The organism is Pseudomonas cichorii (assembly GCF_019719005.1).
Classification (GTDB): domain Bacteria; phylum Pseudomonadota; class Gammaproteobacteria; order Pseudomonadales; family Pseudomonadaceae; genus Aquipseudomonas; species Aquipseudomonas cichorii_E.
On sequence record NZ_JAIGPJ010000003.1, the window covers coordinates 51,587 to 68,757 of the forward strand.

General features: G+C 59.4%; 15 protein-coding genes. 13 read left to right on the forward strand and 2 right to left on the reverse strand.

Features of this window, described 5'->3' with window-relative positions:
* Nucleotides 1-24 precede the first annotated feature (24 nt).
* The 3 genes from K5D32_RS03865 (at nt 25) to K5D32_RS03875 (ending at nt 4,100) form a co-directional block, all read left to right on the forward strand.
* Nucleotides 25-1,335: a dicarboxylate/amino acid:cation symporter gene (locus K5D32_RS03865; protein ID WP_221599311.1), complete on the forward strand. Its 1,311-nt coding sequence runs from the start codon at nt 25-27 to the stop codon at nt 1,333-1,335.
* Nucleotides 1,336-1,452: 117 nt separating this feature from the next.
* Nucleotides 1,453-2,757: a CitMHS family transporter gene (locus K5D32_RS03870; RefSeq protein ID WP_221592787.1), complete on the forward strand. Its 1,305-nt coding sequence runs from the start codon at nt 1,453-1,455 to the stop codon at nt 2,755-2,757.
* Nucleotides 2,758-2,852: 95 nt separating this feature from the next.
* Complete coding sequence (locus tag K5D32_RS03875; protein WP_221599402.1) at nt 2,853-4,100, forward strand: OprD family porin; 1,248 nt, start codon at nt 2,853-2,855, stop codon at nt 4,098-4,100.
* 22 nt (nt 4,101-4,122) lie between these two features.
* Here K5D32_RS03875 and K5D32_RS03880 read toward each other — a convergent pair whose 3' ends face one another.
* The gene (locus K5D32_RS03880) at nt 4,123-4,617 is read right to left on the reverse strand and encodes a GNAT family N-acetyltransferase (RefSeq protein WP_221599312.1); all 495 of its coding nucleotides are present in this window, start codon (nt 4,615-4,617) and stop codon (nt 4,123-4,125) included.
* A gap of 437 nt (nt 4,618-5,054) precedes the next feature.
* On the opposite strand from K5D32_RS03880, the gene nirB reads away from it, so the two are divergent.
* Complete coding sequence (gene nirB, locus K5D32_RS03885; RefSeq protein ID WP_221577006.1) at nt 5,055-7,613, forward strand: nitrite reductase large subunit NirB; 2,559 nt, start codon at nt 5,055-5,057, stop codon at nt 7,611-7,613.
* Entirely contained in the window at nt 7,613-7,993 is a 381-nt protein-coding gene (nirD, locus tag K5D32_RS03890) for a nitrite reductase small subunit NirD (RefSeq protein ID WP_221577005.1), read from the forward strand. The genes nirB and nirD overlap by 1 nt, the downstream gene beginning before the upstream one ends.
* Nucleotides 7,994-8,113: 120 nt before the next feature.
* Here the strand turns inward: nirD and K5D32_RS03895 are convergent, their stop codons facing one another.
* Complete coding sequence (locus K5D32_RS03895; protein ID WP_221592782.1) at nt 8,114-8,860, reverse strand: glucose 1-dehydrogenase; 747 nt, start codon at nt 8,858-8,860, stop codon at nt 8,114-8,116.
* Between the two features lie 150 nt (nt 8,861-9,010).
* Here K5D32_RS03895 and K5D32_RS03900 point away from each other — a divergent pair, with 150 nt between their 5' ends.
* From K5D32_RS03900 to K5D32_RS03935, 8 genes are all read left to right on the forward strand, one after another.
* On the forward strand, nt 9,011-9,364 hold the full coding sequence (locus K5D32_RS03900) for a helix-turn-helix transcriptional regulator (protein ID WP_221599313.1): 354 nt from the start codon (nt 9,011-9,013) through the stop codon (nt 9,362-9,364).
* 158 nt (nt 9,365-9,522) lie between these two features.
* Nucleotides 9,523-11,481, forward strand: coding sequence for a DNA topoisomerase III (locus K5D32_RS03905; RefSeq protein WP_221599314.1), 1,959 nt, complete (start codon nt 9,523-9,525; stop codon nt 11,479-11,481).
* 212 nt (nt 11,482-11,693) lie between these two features.
* Complete coding sequence (locus K5D32_RS03910; RefSeq protein WP_221577003.1) at nt 11,694-12,359, forward strand: response regulator transcription factor; 666 nt, start codon at nt 11,694-11,696, stop codon at nt 12,357-12,359.
* Nucleotides 12,346-13,725 (forward strand): HAMP domain-containing sensor histidine kinase, encoded by a 1,380-nt coding sequence (locus tag K5D32_RS03915; protein WP_221599315.1) that lies wholly within the window; start codon nt 12,346-12,348, stop codon nt 13,723-13,725. Before K5D32_RS03910 ends, K5D32_RS03915 begins: the two co-directional genes overlap by 14 nt.
* 133 nt (nt 13,726-13,858) lie before the next feature.
* Nucleotides 13,859-14,059, forward strand: coding sequence for a Flp family type IVb pilin (locus K5D32_RS03920; protein WP_025259682.1), 201 nt, complete (start codon nt 13,859-13,861; stop codon nt 14,057-14,059).
* A 24-nt stretch (nt 14,060-14,083) separates the two neighbouring features.
* Nucleotides 14,084-14,641 (forward strand): prepilin peptidase, encoded by a 558-nt coding sequence (locus tag K5D32_RS03925; RefSeq protein ID WP_221577001.1) that lies wholly within the window; start codon nt 14,084-14,086, stop codon nt 14,639-14,641.
* 20 nt (nt 14,642-14,661) lie between these two features.
* Nucleotides 14,662-15,588, forward strand: a complete 927-nt coding sequence (gene cpaB / locus K5D32_RS03930; RefSeq protein WP_221599316.1) for a Flp pilus assembly protein CpaB — start codon at nt 14,662-14,664, stop codon at nt 15,586-15,588.
* Between the two features lie 56 nt (nt 15,589-15,644).
* On the forward strand, nt 15,645-17,171 hold the full coding sequence (locus tag K5D32_RS03935) for a type II and III secretion system protein family protein (RefSeq protein WP_221599317.1): 1,527 nt from the start codon (nt 15,645-15,647) through the stop codon (nt 17,169-17,171).

Here is a 17,171-nt window from a genome sequence, read left to right on the forward strand (position 1 = left end):
AACTCCAATAATGGGTGATGCAACATGAAAATCGCTAAATCGCTCTACTTCCAGATTATCTGCGCCGTGATCCTCGGGGTGCTGGTCGGTCACTTCTGGGCTCAGCAAGCCATCGCCCTCAAGCCTCTGGGCGATGCCTTCATCAAGCTGATCAAAATGATGATCGCGCCGGTTGTGTTCTGCACCATCGTCACGGGCATTGCCGGCATGAGCGACAAGCGCTCTCTGGGCCGCCTGATGAGCAAGACCATGCTGCTGTTTCTGGCCCTGACGGTGATCAGCCTGTTCATCGGCCTGATCGCGGTCTATGTGATCAAGCCGGGCGTGGGCATGAACATCGATCCGGCGAAACTGAGCACTGCCGGTTTGAGCCAGTACACCGACTCCGCCGCAAAACTGGGTGTCGTGGACTTTTTCATGCACATCATTCCGGACACCTTCATCGGCGCGTTCAACAAGGGTGAGGTCTTGCCGGTGCTGTTCATCGCCGTGTTGTCCGGGTTCGCACTGTCATCCCTGGGTGAGCGCGGCAAGCCAGTGCTCAATGTGCTGGAATCGGCCTCGCACATGGTCTTCAAGATCTTCTCGTACCTGATGCGCTTTGCTCCCATCGGTGCCTTTGGTGCCCTGGCATTTACCGTGGGCCAGTACGGTATTACGTCCCTGGGCTCGCTGGCCAAGCTCATCATGACCTTGTACATCGCCTGCGGCTTCTTCGTGTTCGTGGTGCTGGGCGGGATCTGCCGCGCTCACGGCTTCAGCCTCTGGAAACTGCTGCGCTACTTTCGCGAAGAGTTCCTGGTGGTGCTCGGCACGTCCTCGACCGAACCTGTGATGCCGCGCATGCTTGAGAAGCTTCAAGCGCTAGGTTGCAAGAAAGGCGTCGTCGGTCTGGTGCTGCCAACCGGCTACTCCTTCAATCTGGACGGCACGGCGATCTACCTTTCCCTGGCCGCCATATTCATCGCCCAGGCGTGCAATATCGAACTGAGCATGACGCAGACCCTGGGCATGCTGGCAATCATGCTGCTGTCATCCAAGGGGGCAGCGGGCGTGACCGGCAGTGGCTTTGTCGCCCTGGCCTCGACCCTGACGGTCATCCACGACATTCCACTGGCAGGCCTGGCATTGCTGATCGGTATCGACCGCTTCATGTCCGAAGCCCGGGCGCTGACCAGCCTGGCCAGCAACGCTGTCGCAACCGTGGTGATCTCGCTGTCTGAAAAGGCCTGCGATCGCCAGGTGCTCCTGCAACGGCTTGACGGAAAATCCAGCGCAGCCATACCCGACGCCCCGCAATGGGACAGCACACCCCAGGCTGCCGAGCGCACCTGACACACCCATACATATATCAATCGATAACCATTCGGGCAGGTCAGGCATCGTTCATGCGATGCCCGGCAGGCCCGGCTGTATTCGCTTACCCATGAATAACAACAAGAGAATATCCATATGCTTGCCTTTCTTGGCCTGGCCATGGTTGTGGTGTTCACCTACCTGATCATGTCCAAACGCTTGTCTCCGATTGTCGCACTGACCCTTGTCCCCATCGTTTTCGCAATCATTGGCGGCTTTGGCGGCACCACCGGCAAGATGATGCTCGACGGCCTGAAAATGGTCGCCCCTTCCGCAGCACTTCTGCTGTTCGCCATCCTGTTCTTTGGCCTGATGATCGATTCGGGCCTGTTCGACCCCCTGATCCGCAAGATCCTCAAGCGGGTCAATGGCGACCCGATGAAGATCGCGGTGGGCACGGCGCTGCTGTCACTGACCGTCGCCCTCGACGGCGATGGCACGACCACCTACATGATTACCTGTGCGGCCATGCTGCCGCTGTACAAGCGCATCGGCATGAACCCGATGATCCTCGGCATCATCTCGATGCTTTCCCTGAGCATCATGAGCGGCATGACGCCATGGGGCGGTCCTGCAACCCGCGCCATTGCCGCGCTGGGGCTCGATGCCGGCGAGTATTTCATTCCATTGCTGCCCACCATGATCGGCGGTGCCGCCTGGGTGGTGTTCACGGCATTTCTGCTGGGCCGCGCCGAACGCAAGCGCATTGGCAACATTGAGCTGCAAAGCGGCGGCGGTGACAGTTACATCGACGAAATCCTGGGTGATACCCCGCACAAACGCCCCAAGCTGGCCTATGTCAATCTGGTACTGGTGATTGCCGTGATGATTGCGCTGGTCACGGGCCTGATGCACTCGGCCGTGCTGTTTCTGATCGGTTTCGTCGTCGCGCTGATGATCAACTACCCGCAACTGGATATTCAGAAAGAGCGCATTCTGGCTCACTCCGGCAATGCCATGACCGTGGTGCTGCTGGTGTTCGCCGCCGGGGTATTCGCCGGGATATTTTCCGGCACCAAAATGGTCGACGCCCTGGCGCAGACGTTGGTGAACTGGATTCCTCCGCAATGGGGTCATCTGTTCCCGCTGGTGGTCGCCCTCACCAGCATGCCGTTGACCTTTGTGCTCTCCAACGACGCTTATTACTTCGGCGTGGTGCCAATCCTTGCCAATGCCGCAGCCGCCTATGGCATCAGCCCGCTGGAAATTGCCAGGGCTTCGATTCTGGGCCAGCCGGTGCATCTGATGAGCCCCTTGGTGGCCTCGACCCTGTTGCTGGTCGGGATGATCGACCGCGATATCGGCGAGTTCCAGAAAGCCACCTTGAAATGGGCGGTGCTGACCTCCCTTGTGGTCACGGCCCTGGCTCTGCTGACCGGAGCCCTGACGCTGTTCGTCTGATGCCAACCACTGCGTAACACCACGACTCACAGGTCCTGAAAAGCACCTGCGGATCACTGCACCTCCAATAACAAGAACAGGTATCGAGCATGAGTATGTTTTCCAGGCGTGGAGCGATTTTTACCGTGTTGGGCACCCTGCCCTGCGCCAGTGTCGGCGCGGCGGGTTTCGTTGAAGACAGCAAGTTGAAGCTGCAACTGCGCAATGTCTACTTCAATGAAAATTTCAGGGACGAAAACGGCCTGAGCGCCCGTGCGGCGAGTACCGCAAAAAGCGAGCGAACCGAATGGGCGCAAGGCTTCCTGCTTGACTACCAATCCGGTTTTACTCAAGGGACTCTGGGCTTTGGCCTCGATGCCCTCGGGCTGCTGGGTGTCAAGCTCGACTCCGGCAAGGGTCGTAGCGGCACAGGATTGCTGCCAGTACATGGCGACGGCCGTGCGGCGGATGATTTTTCCAGCCTGGGTGCGGCAGCAAAGGTGCGTCTGGCCAAGACCACGGTCAAATACGGCTCGTTGCTGCCCAAGAACCCGGTGCTGATTTACAACGACGCACGCCTGCTGCCACAGACGTATCAGGGTACCCAGTTCACCAGCAACGATATCGAGAACCTGACCCTCACCGGCGGCCACCTGGATCAATTCAAGTTGCGGGACTCTTCGGACAGCCGCTCGATCATTCCCGACGGATTTACCGGCAAAGGCTCGGATTTCTCTTACATCGGCGGCGACTACAAGCTCGGCAAGAACATTCGGCTCAGCTACTTCTATGGCGAGCTTGAGGATTTCTACCGCCAGAACTTCGCTTCGATCCAGCACGACCTGCCCATTGGCAAAGGCGTGCTGACCAGCGATCTGCGCTATTTCCATAGCGTGGATGCCGGCGCGGCGCGCGATGGCAAGATCGATAACGACATGCTCAGCGGGCAGCTGACCTACGCCCTGGCCGGGCACAGTTTCAGCGGCGGCTACCAGACCCTGAGCGGAGATGCGGGCCTGCCTTATATAAGCGGCGCAACCGTGTATTCGTTCACCAATGTCGGGATCGGCAAATTCATTGAAGAAGATGAAAAGACCTGGATGCTCGGTTACGGCTACGATTTTTCACGTGTTGGCATACCGGGCCTGTCGTTTTCGACCAAGTACCTGAGTGGCGACAATGGCAAGTCCGGCTCGGCGAGGCTCCATGAATGGGAGCGCGATGCCGAACTGGCCTATGTGCTGCAGAGCGGAACCTTCAAAGGTCTGGGCATGAAACTGCGCAACTATGTCTACCGCTCGGACTACGCACGGGGGCGTGACAGTAACCGGCTCTATCTCACCTATGAAATTGCACTTTGGTAAAGCCTGAACGAATCAGGAAGTCTCAGCGCAGACAATGCATATGCGTTGTCTGCCAGACAGGATCGTCCTCCACATCAACCGTTACAAAACCCTGCTTTTCCCAGAAACGGATCGCACCCGGCAGAAACGGATGGGTGTGCAGGTACAGCACCTCGACGCCACTGGCATCGGCCTGCGCCTTGAGCGCTTCGTACAAGCGACCGGCCAGCCCGGCACCTCTGAATTCATGACTGACAAACAACCGCACAATCTCCACCACCCTGCGACCTGTGTAGTCCAGCTGGGCAAAGCGATGGTCGTAAGGCAGATAACCGATGGCCGCGATGATCTCGCCTTCGCAACGGGCAATCAGGAACCTGCCGTCCTCCGAGTTCAGATACACCTGCTCAAAGCCTGCCAGATCAGCCGGAACGACGCTGGCATCGAGCATGGGAAATATTTCGGCGCGGGCCGCCATGACAAAGTCGATGGTGCGGGGAATGTCGGCAGGCTGGACTTCAGTGAGGGTGATGTTCATGGCGACGGATCTGGCTGGGGTAACGCAGGGTAATACAACACAAAACCGCGTAGGAGCGAATTCATTCGCGAGAGGCCGGTACATCCAATTCATCTCTATATGTTCAGAATAATCTTCGCGAATAAATTCGCTCCTACCGGGTATTCATGCACAGATTTACAGCATTGCCGCACCATGACGCACCAATGCAAAGCGGGCCGGCATTGCATTTATAGGTCTGCACCCCTTGAAAACAGGCCTTCGGGCAAACTGGCACACCCTCTGCATAGCCTCTCATAACCCCACCATGAATGTGGTCGGGCGGTGCATCCGGCAACGTCGTCCGATGTCACCCACAAAACTTCATGAATAACAGGCAAAGGCGCCTGGAACCGAAAGGTTCCGGGCGTCTTTTTTTTGGCTTTGAAAAACCTGATTGGCCTCGGCCGGGACTTGCTATGAACACCACAGTCTTACCCTTCAGCGATGTACAGACCCTTATCGTCGTCGGCAATGGCATGGTCGGTCATCATTGCGTCGAGCAGTTGATCGCAGGCGGCGCCCTTGATCGCTATCGTATTCATGTCTTCGGCGAAGAACGCCAGCGTGCCTACGACCGCGTGCATCTTTCCGAGTACTTCACCGGCCGCGATGCCGAATCCCTGGCCATGAGCGATGCAGCTCTTTATGAACAGGCCGGGCTGACCTTGCATCTGGGGGTTCCGGTGCTGGAGATCGATCGGGATCGTCGCGAGATCATCACCGCTGAAGGCTGCTTCACCTATGACAAGCTGATCATGGCCACGGGATCGTTCCCGTTCGTGCCGCCGATTGAAGGCGCGCAAGGCAATTCGCGTCTGGTCTACCGCACCCTTGAAGACCTGGACACCATTCGTTATGCCGCCAACAATGCCCGTCGCGGCGTGGTGGTCGGTGGCGGCCTGTTGGGGCTGGAAGCGGCCAACGCCCTGAAATCCCTGGGGCTCGAAGCCCATGTGGTGGAGTTCGCCCCGCGCCTGATGCCGGTGCAACTGGACGATCATGGCGGCGCGGCGCTCAAGGCACGGATCGAGGCGCTGGGCGTTGGTGTACATCTGTCACGCGCCACCCAGTCGATCAGCGACGGCAAGCAGTACCGCTATCGCATGAACTTCGCCAACGACGAATTCCTGGAAACCGATCTGATCGTGTTCTCTGCCGGTATTCGCCCGCAGGACGCACTGGCTCGCCAATGCGAACTGGAACTCGGCCCTCGTGGCGGTATCGCCATCGATGAACACTGCCGCACCAGCGATGCGGATATCTATGCCATTGGCGAGTGCGCGGCCTGGAACGGCAGTGTCTTCGGGCTGGTTGCGCCGGGCTATCAGATGGCCCGCAGCGTGGCCGCGCAGCTTTGCGGTCAGGACGCCGATGCCTTCTTTGGTGCCGACATGTCCACCAAGCTCAAACTGCTGGGCGTGGATGTCGGTTCCATTGGCGATGCCCATGGCGCACTGGCGGGCGCTGTCAGCTATCGCTTTATCGATGAAGCCACTTCCAGCTATCGCCGTCTGGTAGTGTCGGCCGATGGCAAGCAAGTACTGGGCGCGGTGCTGGTGGGCGACAACAGCTATTACGACACCCTGCTGCAATACGCTCAGAATGGCATTCCCCTGCCAGCCGACCCGTCCAGCCTGATTCTGCCTCGTGGCGAAGGCGCGCCGACCCTGGGTGCCGATGCCCTGCCCGCCACAGCGACCATCTGCTCCTGCCATAACGTCAGCAAGGGCTCGATCTGCTCGGCCATCGATGCGGGCTGCACCGACCTGGCCGGCATCAAGACCCAGACCAAGGCCTGCACCGGCTGTGGCGGCTGCGCGGCCTTGCTCAAGCAGGTGTTCGAGCATGAGCTGATCGCCCGTGGCGTCAGTGTCGACAAGAGCCTGTGCGAACACTTCGCCTACACCCGTCAGGAGCTGTATTCGATGGTCCGCGTCGAAGGCATCGAAACCTTCGAGGAACTGCTGACACGTCATGGCAAGGGCGCTCATGGCTGTGATATCTGCAAACCGGCCGTCGGCTCGATCCTCGCGTCCTGCTGGAACCGGCAGATCACCGAACCTTCACTGGTACCGCTGCAAGACACCAACGACACCTTCATGGCCAACATGCAGAAAAACGGCACCTATTCGGTGGTCCCGCGCATTCCCGGTGGCGAGATCACTCCGGATGGCCTGATTGCCATCGGTGCCGTGGCCAAGAAATACGACCTGTACACCAAGATCACCGGCGGCCAGCGTATCGACCTGTTCGGCGCGCAGCTGCACGAACTGCCGGATATCTGGAGCGAACTGATCGAAGCCGGTTTCGAGACCGGCCATGCCTACGGCAAGTCGACGCGGACCGTGAAATCCTGCGTGGGCAGTACCTGGTGCCGTTATGGCGTGCAGGACAGCGTGGCCATGGCCTTGCGCATCGAAGACCGCTACAAGGGCCTGCGCTCGCCACACAAACTCAAGTTCGCCGTTTCCGGCTGCACCCGTGAATGCGCGGAAGCACAAAGCAAGGATGTGGGGGTCATTGCCACCGAAAACGGCTGGAACCTTTATGTCAGCGGCAACGGCGGTATGCGTCCACGCCATGCGGAACTGTTCGCCACCGACCTGGATGACGAAACTCTGATCCGTTACATCGACCGCTTCCTGATGCTCTACATCCGCACCGCCGACAAGCTGCAACGGACCTCGGTCTGGCGCGAGTCGCTGGAAGGCGGCCTGGATTACCTCAAGGCCGTGGTCATCGACGACAGCCTGGGGCTGGCCGACGAGCTGGAAGCCCAGATGCAACTGGTGGTCGACCGCTATGAATGCGAATGGGCCAATGCCCTCAAGGACCCGGAAAAGCTCAAGCGTTTCCGCACCTTCGTCAACGACAAACGCAGCGATCCGGACGTCCATTTCGTCAAGGAACGCGAGCAGCGTCGCCCGGCAAAACCTGAAGAAATCGCCCTTATCCCGTTCAAGGAGGTGGTCTGATGAGCCAGTCAAACGTGGCCTATGCTGAAAAAACATCCGCCACGCACACTCAATGGCAGACCCTGTGCTCGCGTCGGGATCTGGTAGCCAACTCCGGCGTAGTCGCCTGGCTCGATGGCGCACAGGTCGCGCTGTTCTACCTGCCTGAAACCAGCGAAGGCGAAAAGCTCTACGCCATCGAAAACCGCGACCCAAAATCCGGTGCCAACGTCATCGGCCGCGGCCTCATAGGGCAGATTGGCGGGGAACTGGTCATCGCCTCGCCGCTGTACAAACAGCACTTTCGCCTGCACAACGGCACGTGCGTTGAATACCCGGAGCAACAGCTTGAAGTCTGGCCGGTGCGGCTGAATGGTGAGCAGGTGGAAATCGCGGTTTAGACTATCTCAGGGCAAGTCTTGGCGTGTTATTTCACAAGAAGGGTATGGCTGACTTTTCTGTGGTCTTTGTGAAATACCACACCAGGCTTCAAGCGAAAACTCATGCAGTATTACGGGCGTTCAACGTAAGCCACCACTGGCAGTAATTTCTTCACCCGTTACAAAGCGCGCATCATCGGACGCAAGGAATGCCACAACACGAGCAATATCTTCTGGTGTACCAGAACGACCGAGTGGAGTCTGAGAGATGATGCCCGCAGCCATCTCAGATCCAACGATGCCAGCGGCTGTAGTGCCCTCGGTCACCACGAAGCCTGGACTGACGACGTTAACCCGGACGTTTCGTGGCGCAAGCTCCTTGGCAAGCACGCCAGATATTGCGTTGACAGCGGCCTTGCTCGCTGTATAAATCGAGGTACCAGGCGTACGCAGGCTGGTAATTGATGACGAAATGTTGATAACGCTTGCACCCTCCCCAAGATGCTTGATGGCAGCTTGAGTGGTAAGTACGACCCCAAGCACGTTGATGTCAAAGACGCGACGATACTGCTCCTCGGTTACGTGTTCGACCGGAGCAACATCAAAGACGCCCGAGTTATTGACCAGAATATCCAGCCGGCCGAAATTCGTTATAGCGGCCTCGATCAATGCTTGAGCCTGTGCCGCTATGGAAACATCAGCCTTCAACGCGATAGCTTGGCCGCCAAATGATTTGATAGCGTCGACAACCGCATCTGCGCCTTCGCGACTCGATACGTAATTGACCACTACAGTTGCGCCATCCTGTGCTAAAGCCTTGGCTATACCAGCACCAATCCCCTTTGAGGCCCCCGTCACAACAGCTACTTTGCCTGCCAGTTTCTTCATGATTCATACCTTTTCATGCTAAATTTCGACATTAAATTAATTGAGACTGAGACCGGAACCGATGCTTTTCCTGAGTCAGAGGGCAATTGGTTCCTTAGTTCCGATATTAGGAACTATAGGGTTACAGGTCAAGCAAGAAGTGAAGCGACCATGAGACCCATATTTCATCCTGCGATTGAGGACGTTCAACCCCAAGCCATCCTCCATGCGCTGTCTGATCCGAACCGGGCAGCGATTCTGGCCAGGATTCTGACTTCGGGTAGCGTCAAAGCCTGCTCGGTTGTAGCCAGGCTGGGTGATCGGGTCATCCCGAAATCATCTCTGTCCACCCATTTCAGGGTGTTACGTGAAGCAGGATTGATCCGTAGTGAGCGCCATGGGGTGGAGATGAGAAACCACTCACGTTTTGCCGAAGTTGATGCGCGATTCCCGGGCCTGGTTGCAGCGATTATCAACGCTTACGCCTCGGTTATCGTTAACGACACTTCCGGGGCGGACGAATAGCACCGACCTGCTTTTCACCGCAGCATCACCGATGCGCAGATACATTTCGTCTAGAGCCTACAAGGTTTATCTGTATATCCATACAGATAAACCTTGCCCCCAACTCATTCAGTGTTCATCCTTACCGCATTCAATACCCGTCAATACAAGCGGTGGTTATGCGGCTGTTTCTCTGCGAAAAACCCTCACAGGCCAAAGATATCGCCGCCGTCCTCGGCGCGACACGGCGTGGGGACGGTTGCTGGACAGGCCCCAATGCCACTGTGACCTGGTGCATTGGCCACCTGCTGGAAACCGCGCCACCGGATGCCTACGACGCCCGCTACAAACGCTGGGTGCTGGAAGACCTGCCGATTGTTCCCGAAAAGTGGAAGATGCTGGTCAAACCCCGCACGGCCAGCCAGTTCAAGGCGGTAAAACGCCTGCTGGGTGAGGCCCGCGAGCTGATCATTGCCACCGACGCTGACCGTGAAGGCGAGATGATTGCCCGCGAACTGGTAGAACATTGCCGCTATCGTGGCCCTATTCAGCGCTTGTGGCTGTCGGCACTCGATGACGCTTCGATCCGCAAGGCCCTGGCGTCCCTCAAGCCCGGTGCCGATACCTTCAGCCTCTATCATTCGGCACTTGGCCGCTCCCGGGCCGACTGGCTGATCGGCATGAACATGAGCCGTCTGTTCACGCTGCTGGGTCGTCAGTCCGGTTATCAGGGCGTACTGCCGGTGGGCCGTGTGCAAACGCCCACCCTGCGGCTGGTGGTGGATCGCGACCGCAGCATCGCCGACTTCGTCCCGGTGCCTTACTGGGCCATCGACGTCAAACTGCTGCATGACGGCCAGGCCTTTATGGCCCAGTGGCGAGCGCCGTCGGATGCCTGTGACGATCAGGACCGCTGCCTGAACCAGCCACTGGCGCAGCAGGCCGCAGAAGCGATTCGCAGTGCTGCCAGTGCCAGAGTCGTCAAACTGCGCACCGAGCGGATTCGCGAAGCTGCGCCCTTGCCTTTCGACCTGGGCACCTTGCAGGAAATCTGCTCGAAAAAACTCGGTCTTGGCGCACAGGAAACCCTGGATATCGCCCAGGCGCTGTATGAAACCCACAAGGTCATCACCTACCCGCGCAGCGATTGCGGCTACCTGCCCATAAGCCAGCATGGCGAGGCTGCGGGCATCATTGCCGCGCTGGGCAAATCCGACCCGGCCTTGAGCGAACTGCTCAAGCATCTGGACCCGCAACGCCGCTCACGGGCCTGGAACGACGCCAAGGTGAGCGCCCACCACGGCATCATCCCCACCGCTGCCGCCCGAGGTATCGAGCGCCTGACCGGCAAGCCGCGAGCGGTCTACACCCTGATCCGGGCGCGCTATCTGGCGCAATTTCTGCCCAACCACGAATACGACCGGACCCAGGCCGATTTCGATTGTGCCGGGCAAGCCTTGCGGGCTGTCGGCAAACAGATCATCGAACCGGGCTGGAAACGCGCCATGCCCGAAGCGCTGGCTCCGGCCAAAGGCCGCGAAGCCCCGGCCCCGCAAAACCTGCCCGCACTGTTTCAGGGCTGCGACTGCCCGGTGAGCGAGGTCATCCTCAAGGACCTGTGGACTCAGCCACCCAAGCCTTTCACCGAAGGCGACCTGATCAAGGCCATGAAGAATGTCGCCAGGCTGGTGGAGGACCCACTACTCAAGCAAAAGCTCAAGGACACCACCGGTATCGGCACCGAAGCCACCCGCGCGGGCATCATTCAGGGCCTGCTCGACCGGGGTTATCTGATCAAGCAAGGCAAGGCCTTGTCTGCCACTGCCGCAGCGTTCAGCCTGATTGATGCCGTCCCTCGGGCCATCGCCGATCCCGGCACCACCGCCATCTGGGAGCAGGCGCTGGATATGGTGCAGAGCGGTGAAATGAGTCTTGAAGAGTTCGTTGCCAAACAGGCGGCCTGGATGAGCAAGCAAGTCACCCGTTGCGTCGGCCTGCGGATGACCATCAGCGGGCCAGCCAGCCCGACCGGCGGCGCAGCGCCCTGGAAGAAAAAACGCAAGACCGGCACACGCAAAGCGGCCGGAACCCCTGCAACCAAAAACAAACGCCCGACAAGAGCAACAAAAAAAGCCTGAGCCCATTTGTATCTCACTGCTTACAGCTTGCCGCTTACCACTTGCAGCTTGCAGCCTGCCTCTTATCTTCCCTCCCCCCTATACATCAATGCCACATTGATAGCACAATAATGATAATGATTAGCATTTACTAACATTAATGAATCTTAATTGTTACAATCTGGCTTTCCGTTTGAAGATGACTGCCACTAGAAGAAGGGAGCGGGACCACCATGCGTGTATTAGTGGTAGAAGACGACATATCGGTCAGCCACTGGCTTGGCAGCAAACTCCATGCCTTCGGCCATAACTGCAAATTGACCCATGACGGTGAAGGCGCGCTGGAGATCCTTACTCAGGAAGCGTTCGACGTTGTGGTGCTGGACCGCATGCTGCCCAGAATGGATGGCATCGAGCTGCTCAACCGGCTCCATGGTCGCGCCCGCCCTCCCGTGCTGATCCTGTCGGCAAACGACCAGACCAGCGACCGTGTCGAAGGTTTGCGTGCCGGTGCGGACGACTATCTGGGCAAGCCCTTCGACTTCACCGAACTGCTGTTGCGCCTGGAGGTGCTGGCTCGCCGGCACAATCAAACCGCTATGGAAGAAGTGATCTACATCGAAGACTTGCGCATCGACCTGGGCCAGCGCAGTGCATGTCGGGCCGGACGCAATATCGACCTGACCGACAAGGAGTTTCGCCTGCTGCAAGTGCTGGCCGAGCACCCGGGCCAGACGGTCACCCGTACCATGCTGCTGGAAAAGGTCTGGGGCTATCACTTCGACCCGCAAACCAATCTGATCGACGTCCATATTTCCAAGCTGCGGACCAAGATCGACAAAGGGTTTGAGCGCAGCCTGCTGAGGACCATTCGTGCAATCGGCTATGAACTCGGCTAGTCGCTTCGAGCTGCGTCACATCCTTGAAACCAGCAACTTCCAACAAGCCGCCACCATGGCGTTTGCCTGCCTGCTGGTAGCCCTGCTATCGGTCATCGGCAGTGGTTGTGTGCTTGAAAGCGTCATGCGCAGCCATGTGCGGGAAATGATTCTCGCCGACGTACGCACCATGCATGAGCTGACCCAGAGCCGCAGCAGCCATCAGGTTGCCGAACTGCTCAGACAGCGCGACCTCTATGACCGTCGCAGTGAACGCCACTCTTTGCTGCTGGACCCGCAAGGCAAGGTCCTGACCGGCGATGCGGCGATGCATGAAGTCATGGACTGCATTGCCTCCAACTGCCCGGACAACTGGCGAAACATCCGCAACGAAAAGCTGCAGATCATGGGGCTGGTGATCCAGTTGCGCGACGGCGGTCGCTATTTCAGTGCCTACGACCTGCAACCGATGCTGGAACGCACCCAGATCATTCCGCTGATGGCCGGTGCCGGACTGTTTCTGGTGTTGCTGGGCAGCCTGATCCTCAGTCTGCGCTACAGCTTGCGCAAGCTTTACCGCATAGAACTGATTCATGACGCCCTGAAGCGCTTTGCCAGCGGCGATCATCAGGCCTTTCCTCCCTATGACCGCAGCGGCGACGAACTGGATAGGCTGGCCACCGATATCTATCGCAACCTGGAGCGGATCAACAAGCTCATGGCCGAAGTCAAGGGCGTGACCAGCCATATCGCCCACGAGCTGCGCACGCCATTGACGCGCTTGCAGAATCGTCTGGTCAGCGCGGCTGAAATCGCCACGGGCGATGTGCGCGAAGCCTTGTGGATGGCCGCTGATGAAAGCGAACGCATCCAGAGCCTGTTTCGCGCAGTGATGCGGGTCGGGGAAGTGGAAACCGGGCGTTGTGCTCATCTTTTCGAGGAGTTTCCGGCCCAGGATCTGCTCAACGACCTGCGCGAGTATTACCTGCCCCTGGCCGATGAGCGCGACTCGCCCCTGGTGCTGGACATAGACCCCGGCTGCCGGATCTGGGGCGACCGCGCCCTGCTGTTCCAGGCCATGGCCAATCTGGTGGACAACGCGCTGAAATATGCGCCACGCAATTCCACCATCACCCTCTTTGCCAGGCATCGCCCGCTCTTCGCGACACTGGGCGTGGCGGATCATGGCGAGGGCATTCCGGCCTCGGCAACGGAACAGGTAGTGGAACGCTTCCATCGCCTGCATACCTCTGGCGATATTCCCGGCAACGGGCTCGGCCTGACACTGGTCAAGGCCATCAGCGAACTGCATGGCGGTTCCCTGCGATTGAGCGATAACCAGCCCGGTCTGCGTGTCGAGTTGCAGTTGAGCCGGGCCATTCCTTAACGCTTCTTAATGATCCCCGCCTTGCCGCTTAATGAGAATAAATCTTAGTATCGTTTCACCTTATTGAACCGTCCCGAACCGCTGTTCACTGCGGTCGGGGCTCCCTTTTCCGACATTTCACACAGGCTACGCCATGCTCAACTCCTTCAAGAAATTCCTTAACGACGAAAGCGGCGTGACCGCCATCGAATACGGCATTCTGGCTGCCTCCATGGCGGCAGCCATCGGCTACATCTTCGGCTCCGACGGCCAGTTCATCGGCGCTCTCAAGGAACGTTTCGGCGGTATTGCCGACCAGATCAGGTCCACCAACAACAGCACCGGCAGCAACTGACGTTACCCTGCAGGATTCCCGTCCATGACCAGCCTTGTCGTCGTTCTGCTGTTGCCCGCCTTGTGCTGGGTCGTGGTCACGGACCTGTTGTATCGCAAGATCCATAACCGACTGGTGCTGGCCTTGCTGGCCGGATGGCTGGTACTGCCGCTGCTGGCGCCCCTGAACATCGGCCCCTTTGCCGGCTTCGGGGTCTGGCAGACCCTTTCCGGCATGGGCTGGTCCACTGCAGGCGCGGCGCTGGTTCTGCTGGTCGGTTATGGCCTCTACATGATCGAGCGGGTCGGCGGCGGCGACGTCAAGCTGATGACCGTGCTGAGCCTGTGGATCGGCAGCGAAGACCTGATCACCTTCCTGATCATCACGTCGCTGGCCGGCGGCATCCTGGCGCTGGTGCTGCCTACGCTGGAAATGCTCGAAGCCGCTCTTGCAAGGGGCGTGATGTGGCTGATCCGGCGCATGCCGCAAGACGCCATCGCGATACCGATCATCTATGACGCTCAACGCCCCGCAGGTATTCCCTACGGCCTGGCCATCGCAGCAGGTGCATTGTTTACCTTGCTGTTTCCCATCCATAGCTGAACCCACAGTAGCCGTACTCGATGAAAAAGAATTCGCTCATTCTGCTGACTGGGGCCATTGTCCTCGCCAGTGGTTCCGCCCTGCTCGCCCGGGCATTGCTGGCACCGCCCAAGCCGCCTGAAGTCAAGGCGCAGGTTCAGCCTGCTGCGCCCAAGGAAGTCACTCGCCAGGTGCTGGTTGCCTCACGCAACCTGCAACCGGGGGATTTCATCGACGCAGGCAGCCTGGACTGGCAACCTGCAACCGCACAAATGACCCGTTCGCTGTATTTCATCGAAGGCCAGGACAAGCAGGATTCCCTGCTGGGAGCCACGGTGCGTCAGCCGGTCGAAGCCGGTCAGCCACTGACCAGCAGCGTGGTCGTGCGTCCCGGGGAGCCAGGCTTTCTGGCCTCGGTCATCAAGCCTGGCATGCGCGCCGTATCGGTGCCGACCAGCGCTGTGGAAAGCAACTTCGGGCTGGTGGCCGCCGGTGATCGTGTGGATGTAATCCTGAGCCTCAAGCGCGAACAGGAAACCCAGGCACCGGACGCCACCGCCAATGCCGCGCCGTTTCTGGCTGCCCAGACCATCCTGCATGACGTCCGCGTACTGGCGATGAATAACAGCACCCGCAGCGATCTGAACGTGCGCCGGGATCTGGAAACCACACCTAACGCCAAGGCCACCAGCAGTCGCCAGAGTTTTGAAACCGTAACCCTGGAAGTCGCGCCATCGGCAGCCGAGCAACTGGCCGTCGCCAAGGAAATCGGCAACCTGCAACTGGCCATCCGCTCGTCGGTGGAGCAAACCGAAGACGAGCTGCTGACCGGCGGTGAAGTCACCACCCTGAACAAGACAACCAGCATTTATCCCTCGCAGAAAAGCGCGAGCAAATCCGGGCCGGCCACCACTGTGCAGGTCTTCAGGGGCAAGGCCACCGAAGTTCTGGATCTGGCGAAACACTGATCAGTTGCGGCTCCCGGCCTTTTAGCGCCGGCAGACGCCCTTACGGAAAAAACAGCATGAAACGCACAGCGCAACCTCTGGCTTCGGGCCGGAACGGACTCTCCTTGCTGCTCGCCGGGCTCGGCTTGAGCGCCACCCTGGTCAGCCCGTCAGTTGTCATGGCCGAACAGGCGACCGTGGACAACTACGACATGCCCGCCAAAACCCCGGTTACGCCGGTCATCACGGCCCAGCAACGCGCCCAGTTGCAACAGATCAGTGAAACCCAGACCGTCAACCTGACCGTACGCCAGGGACGTCTGCTGCAATTGCCTCGCGCCGCAGCAAAAGTGCTGCTGGCCGACCCGGAAGTGGCCAGCTTCCAGATGCCGTCGCCAAGCAGCGTCTTTGTATTCGCCCAGCGTTCGGGAGCCACAACCCTGTATGCGCTGGACGCCAACGACAATGTGATTGCCGCCATGCGTCTGGTGGCAGGCTTCGATCTGGAAGGCCTGCGCCAGCAGATCGAAAACGAAGTGGTGGGCTCCCAGGTCAGTTTCGTGCCAGCGGCAGGCGACGGCCTGATCGTTCGCGGGCACGTTCGCACACCTCTTGAAGCCCGGCAGGTGATGGCCAGCGTCAAGGCCGCCGTGGGTGCCAGTGACAGCGCAGCCGGTGGCCCGGGTGGTGGCGCTCCAGCCGGTGCGCCTGGAGGCGGCGGCCCTGCTGCACCGCGAGTAATCAATCAGCTCAAGGTCGAGTTGTCGGCGCAGGTCAATATCCGGGTTCGTGTCGTCGAGGTTTCCCGCAATCTCAGCCACACCCTGGGCCTGAACTGGGACTCGGTCATGAACAGCGGCAAGTTCCGTCTGGCGACCGGTTCGTCCACCAGCCTGTTCAACGCCGCCAACGCGGCTTCTTCAGCAGGCACCATCGCTGGCGCGACCCAGGCCGGTCAGTTGATCCGTACGGCCAACACCATCGGTTTCACCGACGGCAACCTGACCGGGCTGATCAACGCCCTGTCGGTGGAAGGCATGGCCTCGGTCCTGGCCGAACCCAACCTGACCGCCATGTCCGGCGAAACCGCAGGCTTTGCGGCGGGCGGTGAAGTGCCGATCGTGGTCATCACCAACAACAACGTCAGCATCACCTACAAATCCTACGGCGTGATCCTGCGCATGACGCCTACCCTGCTCTCGCCCAACCGCATCAGCCTGCATATCGCGCCGGAAGTCAGCGACCTGTCCGATGACGGCGCCGTAACCCTGCCCGATGGCGGCTCGACCATTCCGGCCTTCAAGGTCCGTCGCGCCGACACCACGGTAGAACTGGCCAGCGGCCAGAGCTTCGCCCTGGCGGGCATGCTGCGCAGCAACGTTGCCCAGCAAGTCAGCGGCCTGCCGGGCCTCAAGGGCGTGCCGTTGCTCGGTCGCCTGTTCGAGGGTGAAACCAGCACACAAGAGGACACCGAACTGGTGATTCTGGCGACTGCCTATGTCGTCGACCCCGTCACCGAAGGTGAATTGCAAACCCCGGGCCGCGGCCTGCCAAGCCTCGATGCGCAAATGCCGCGCCAGGCCAGCGCAGGGTACTTGTACTGA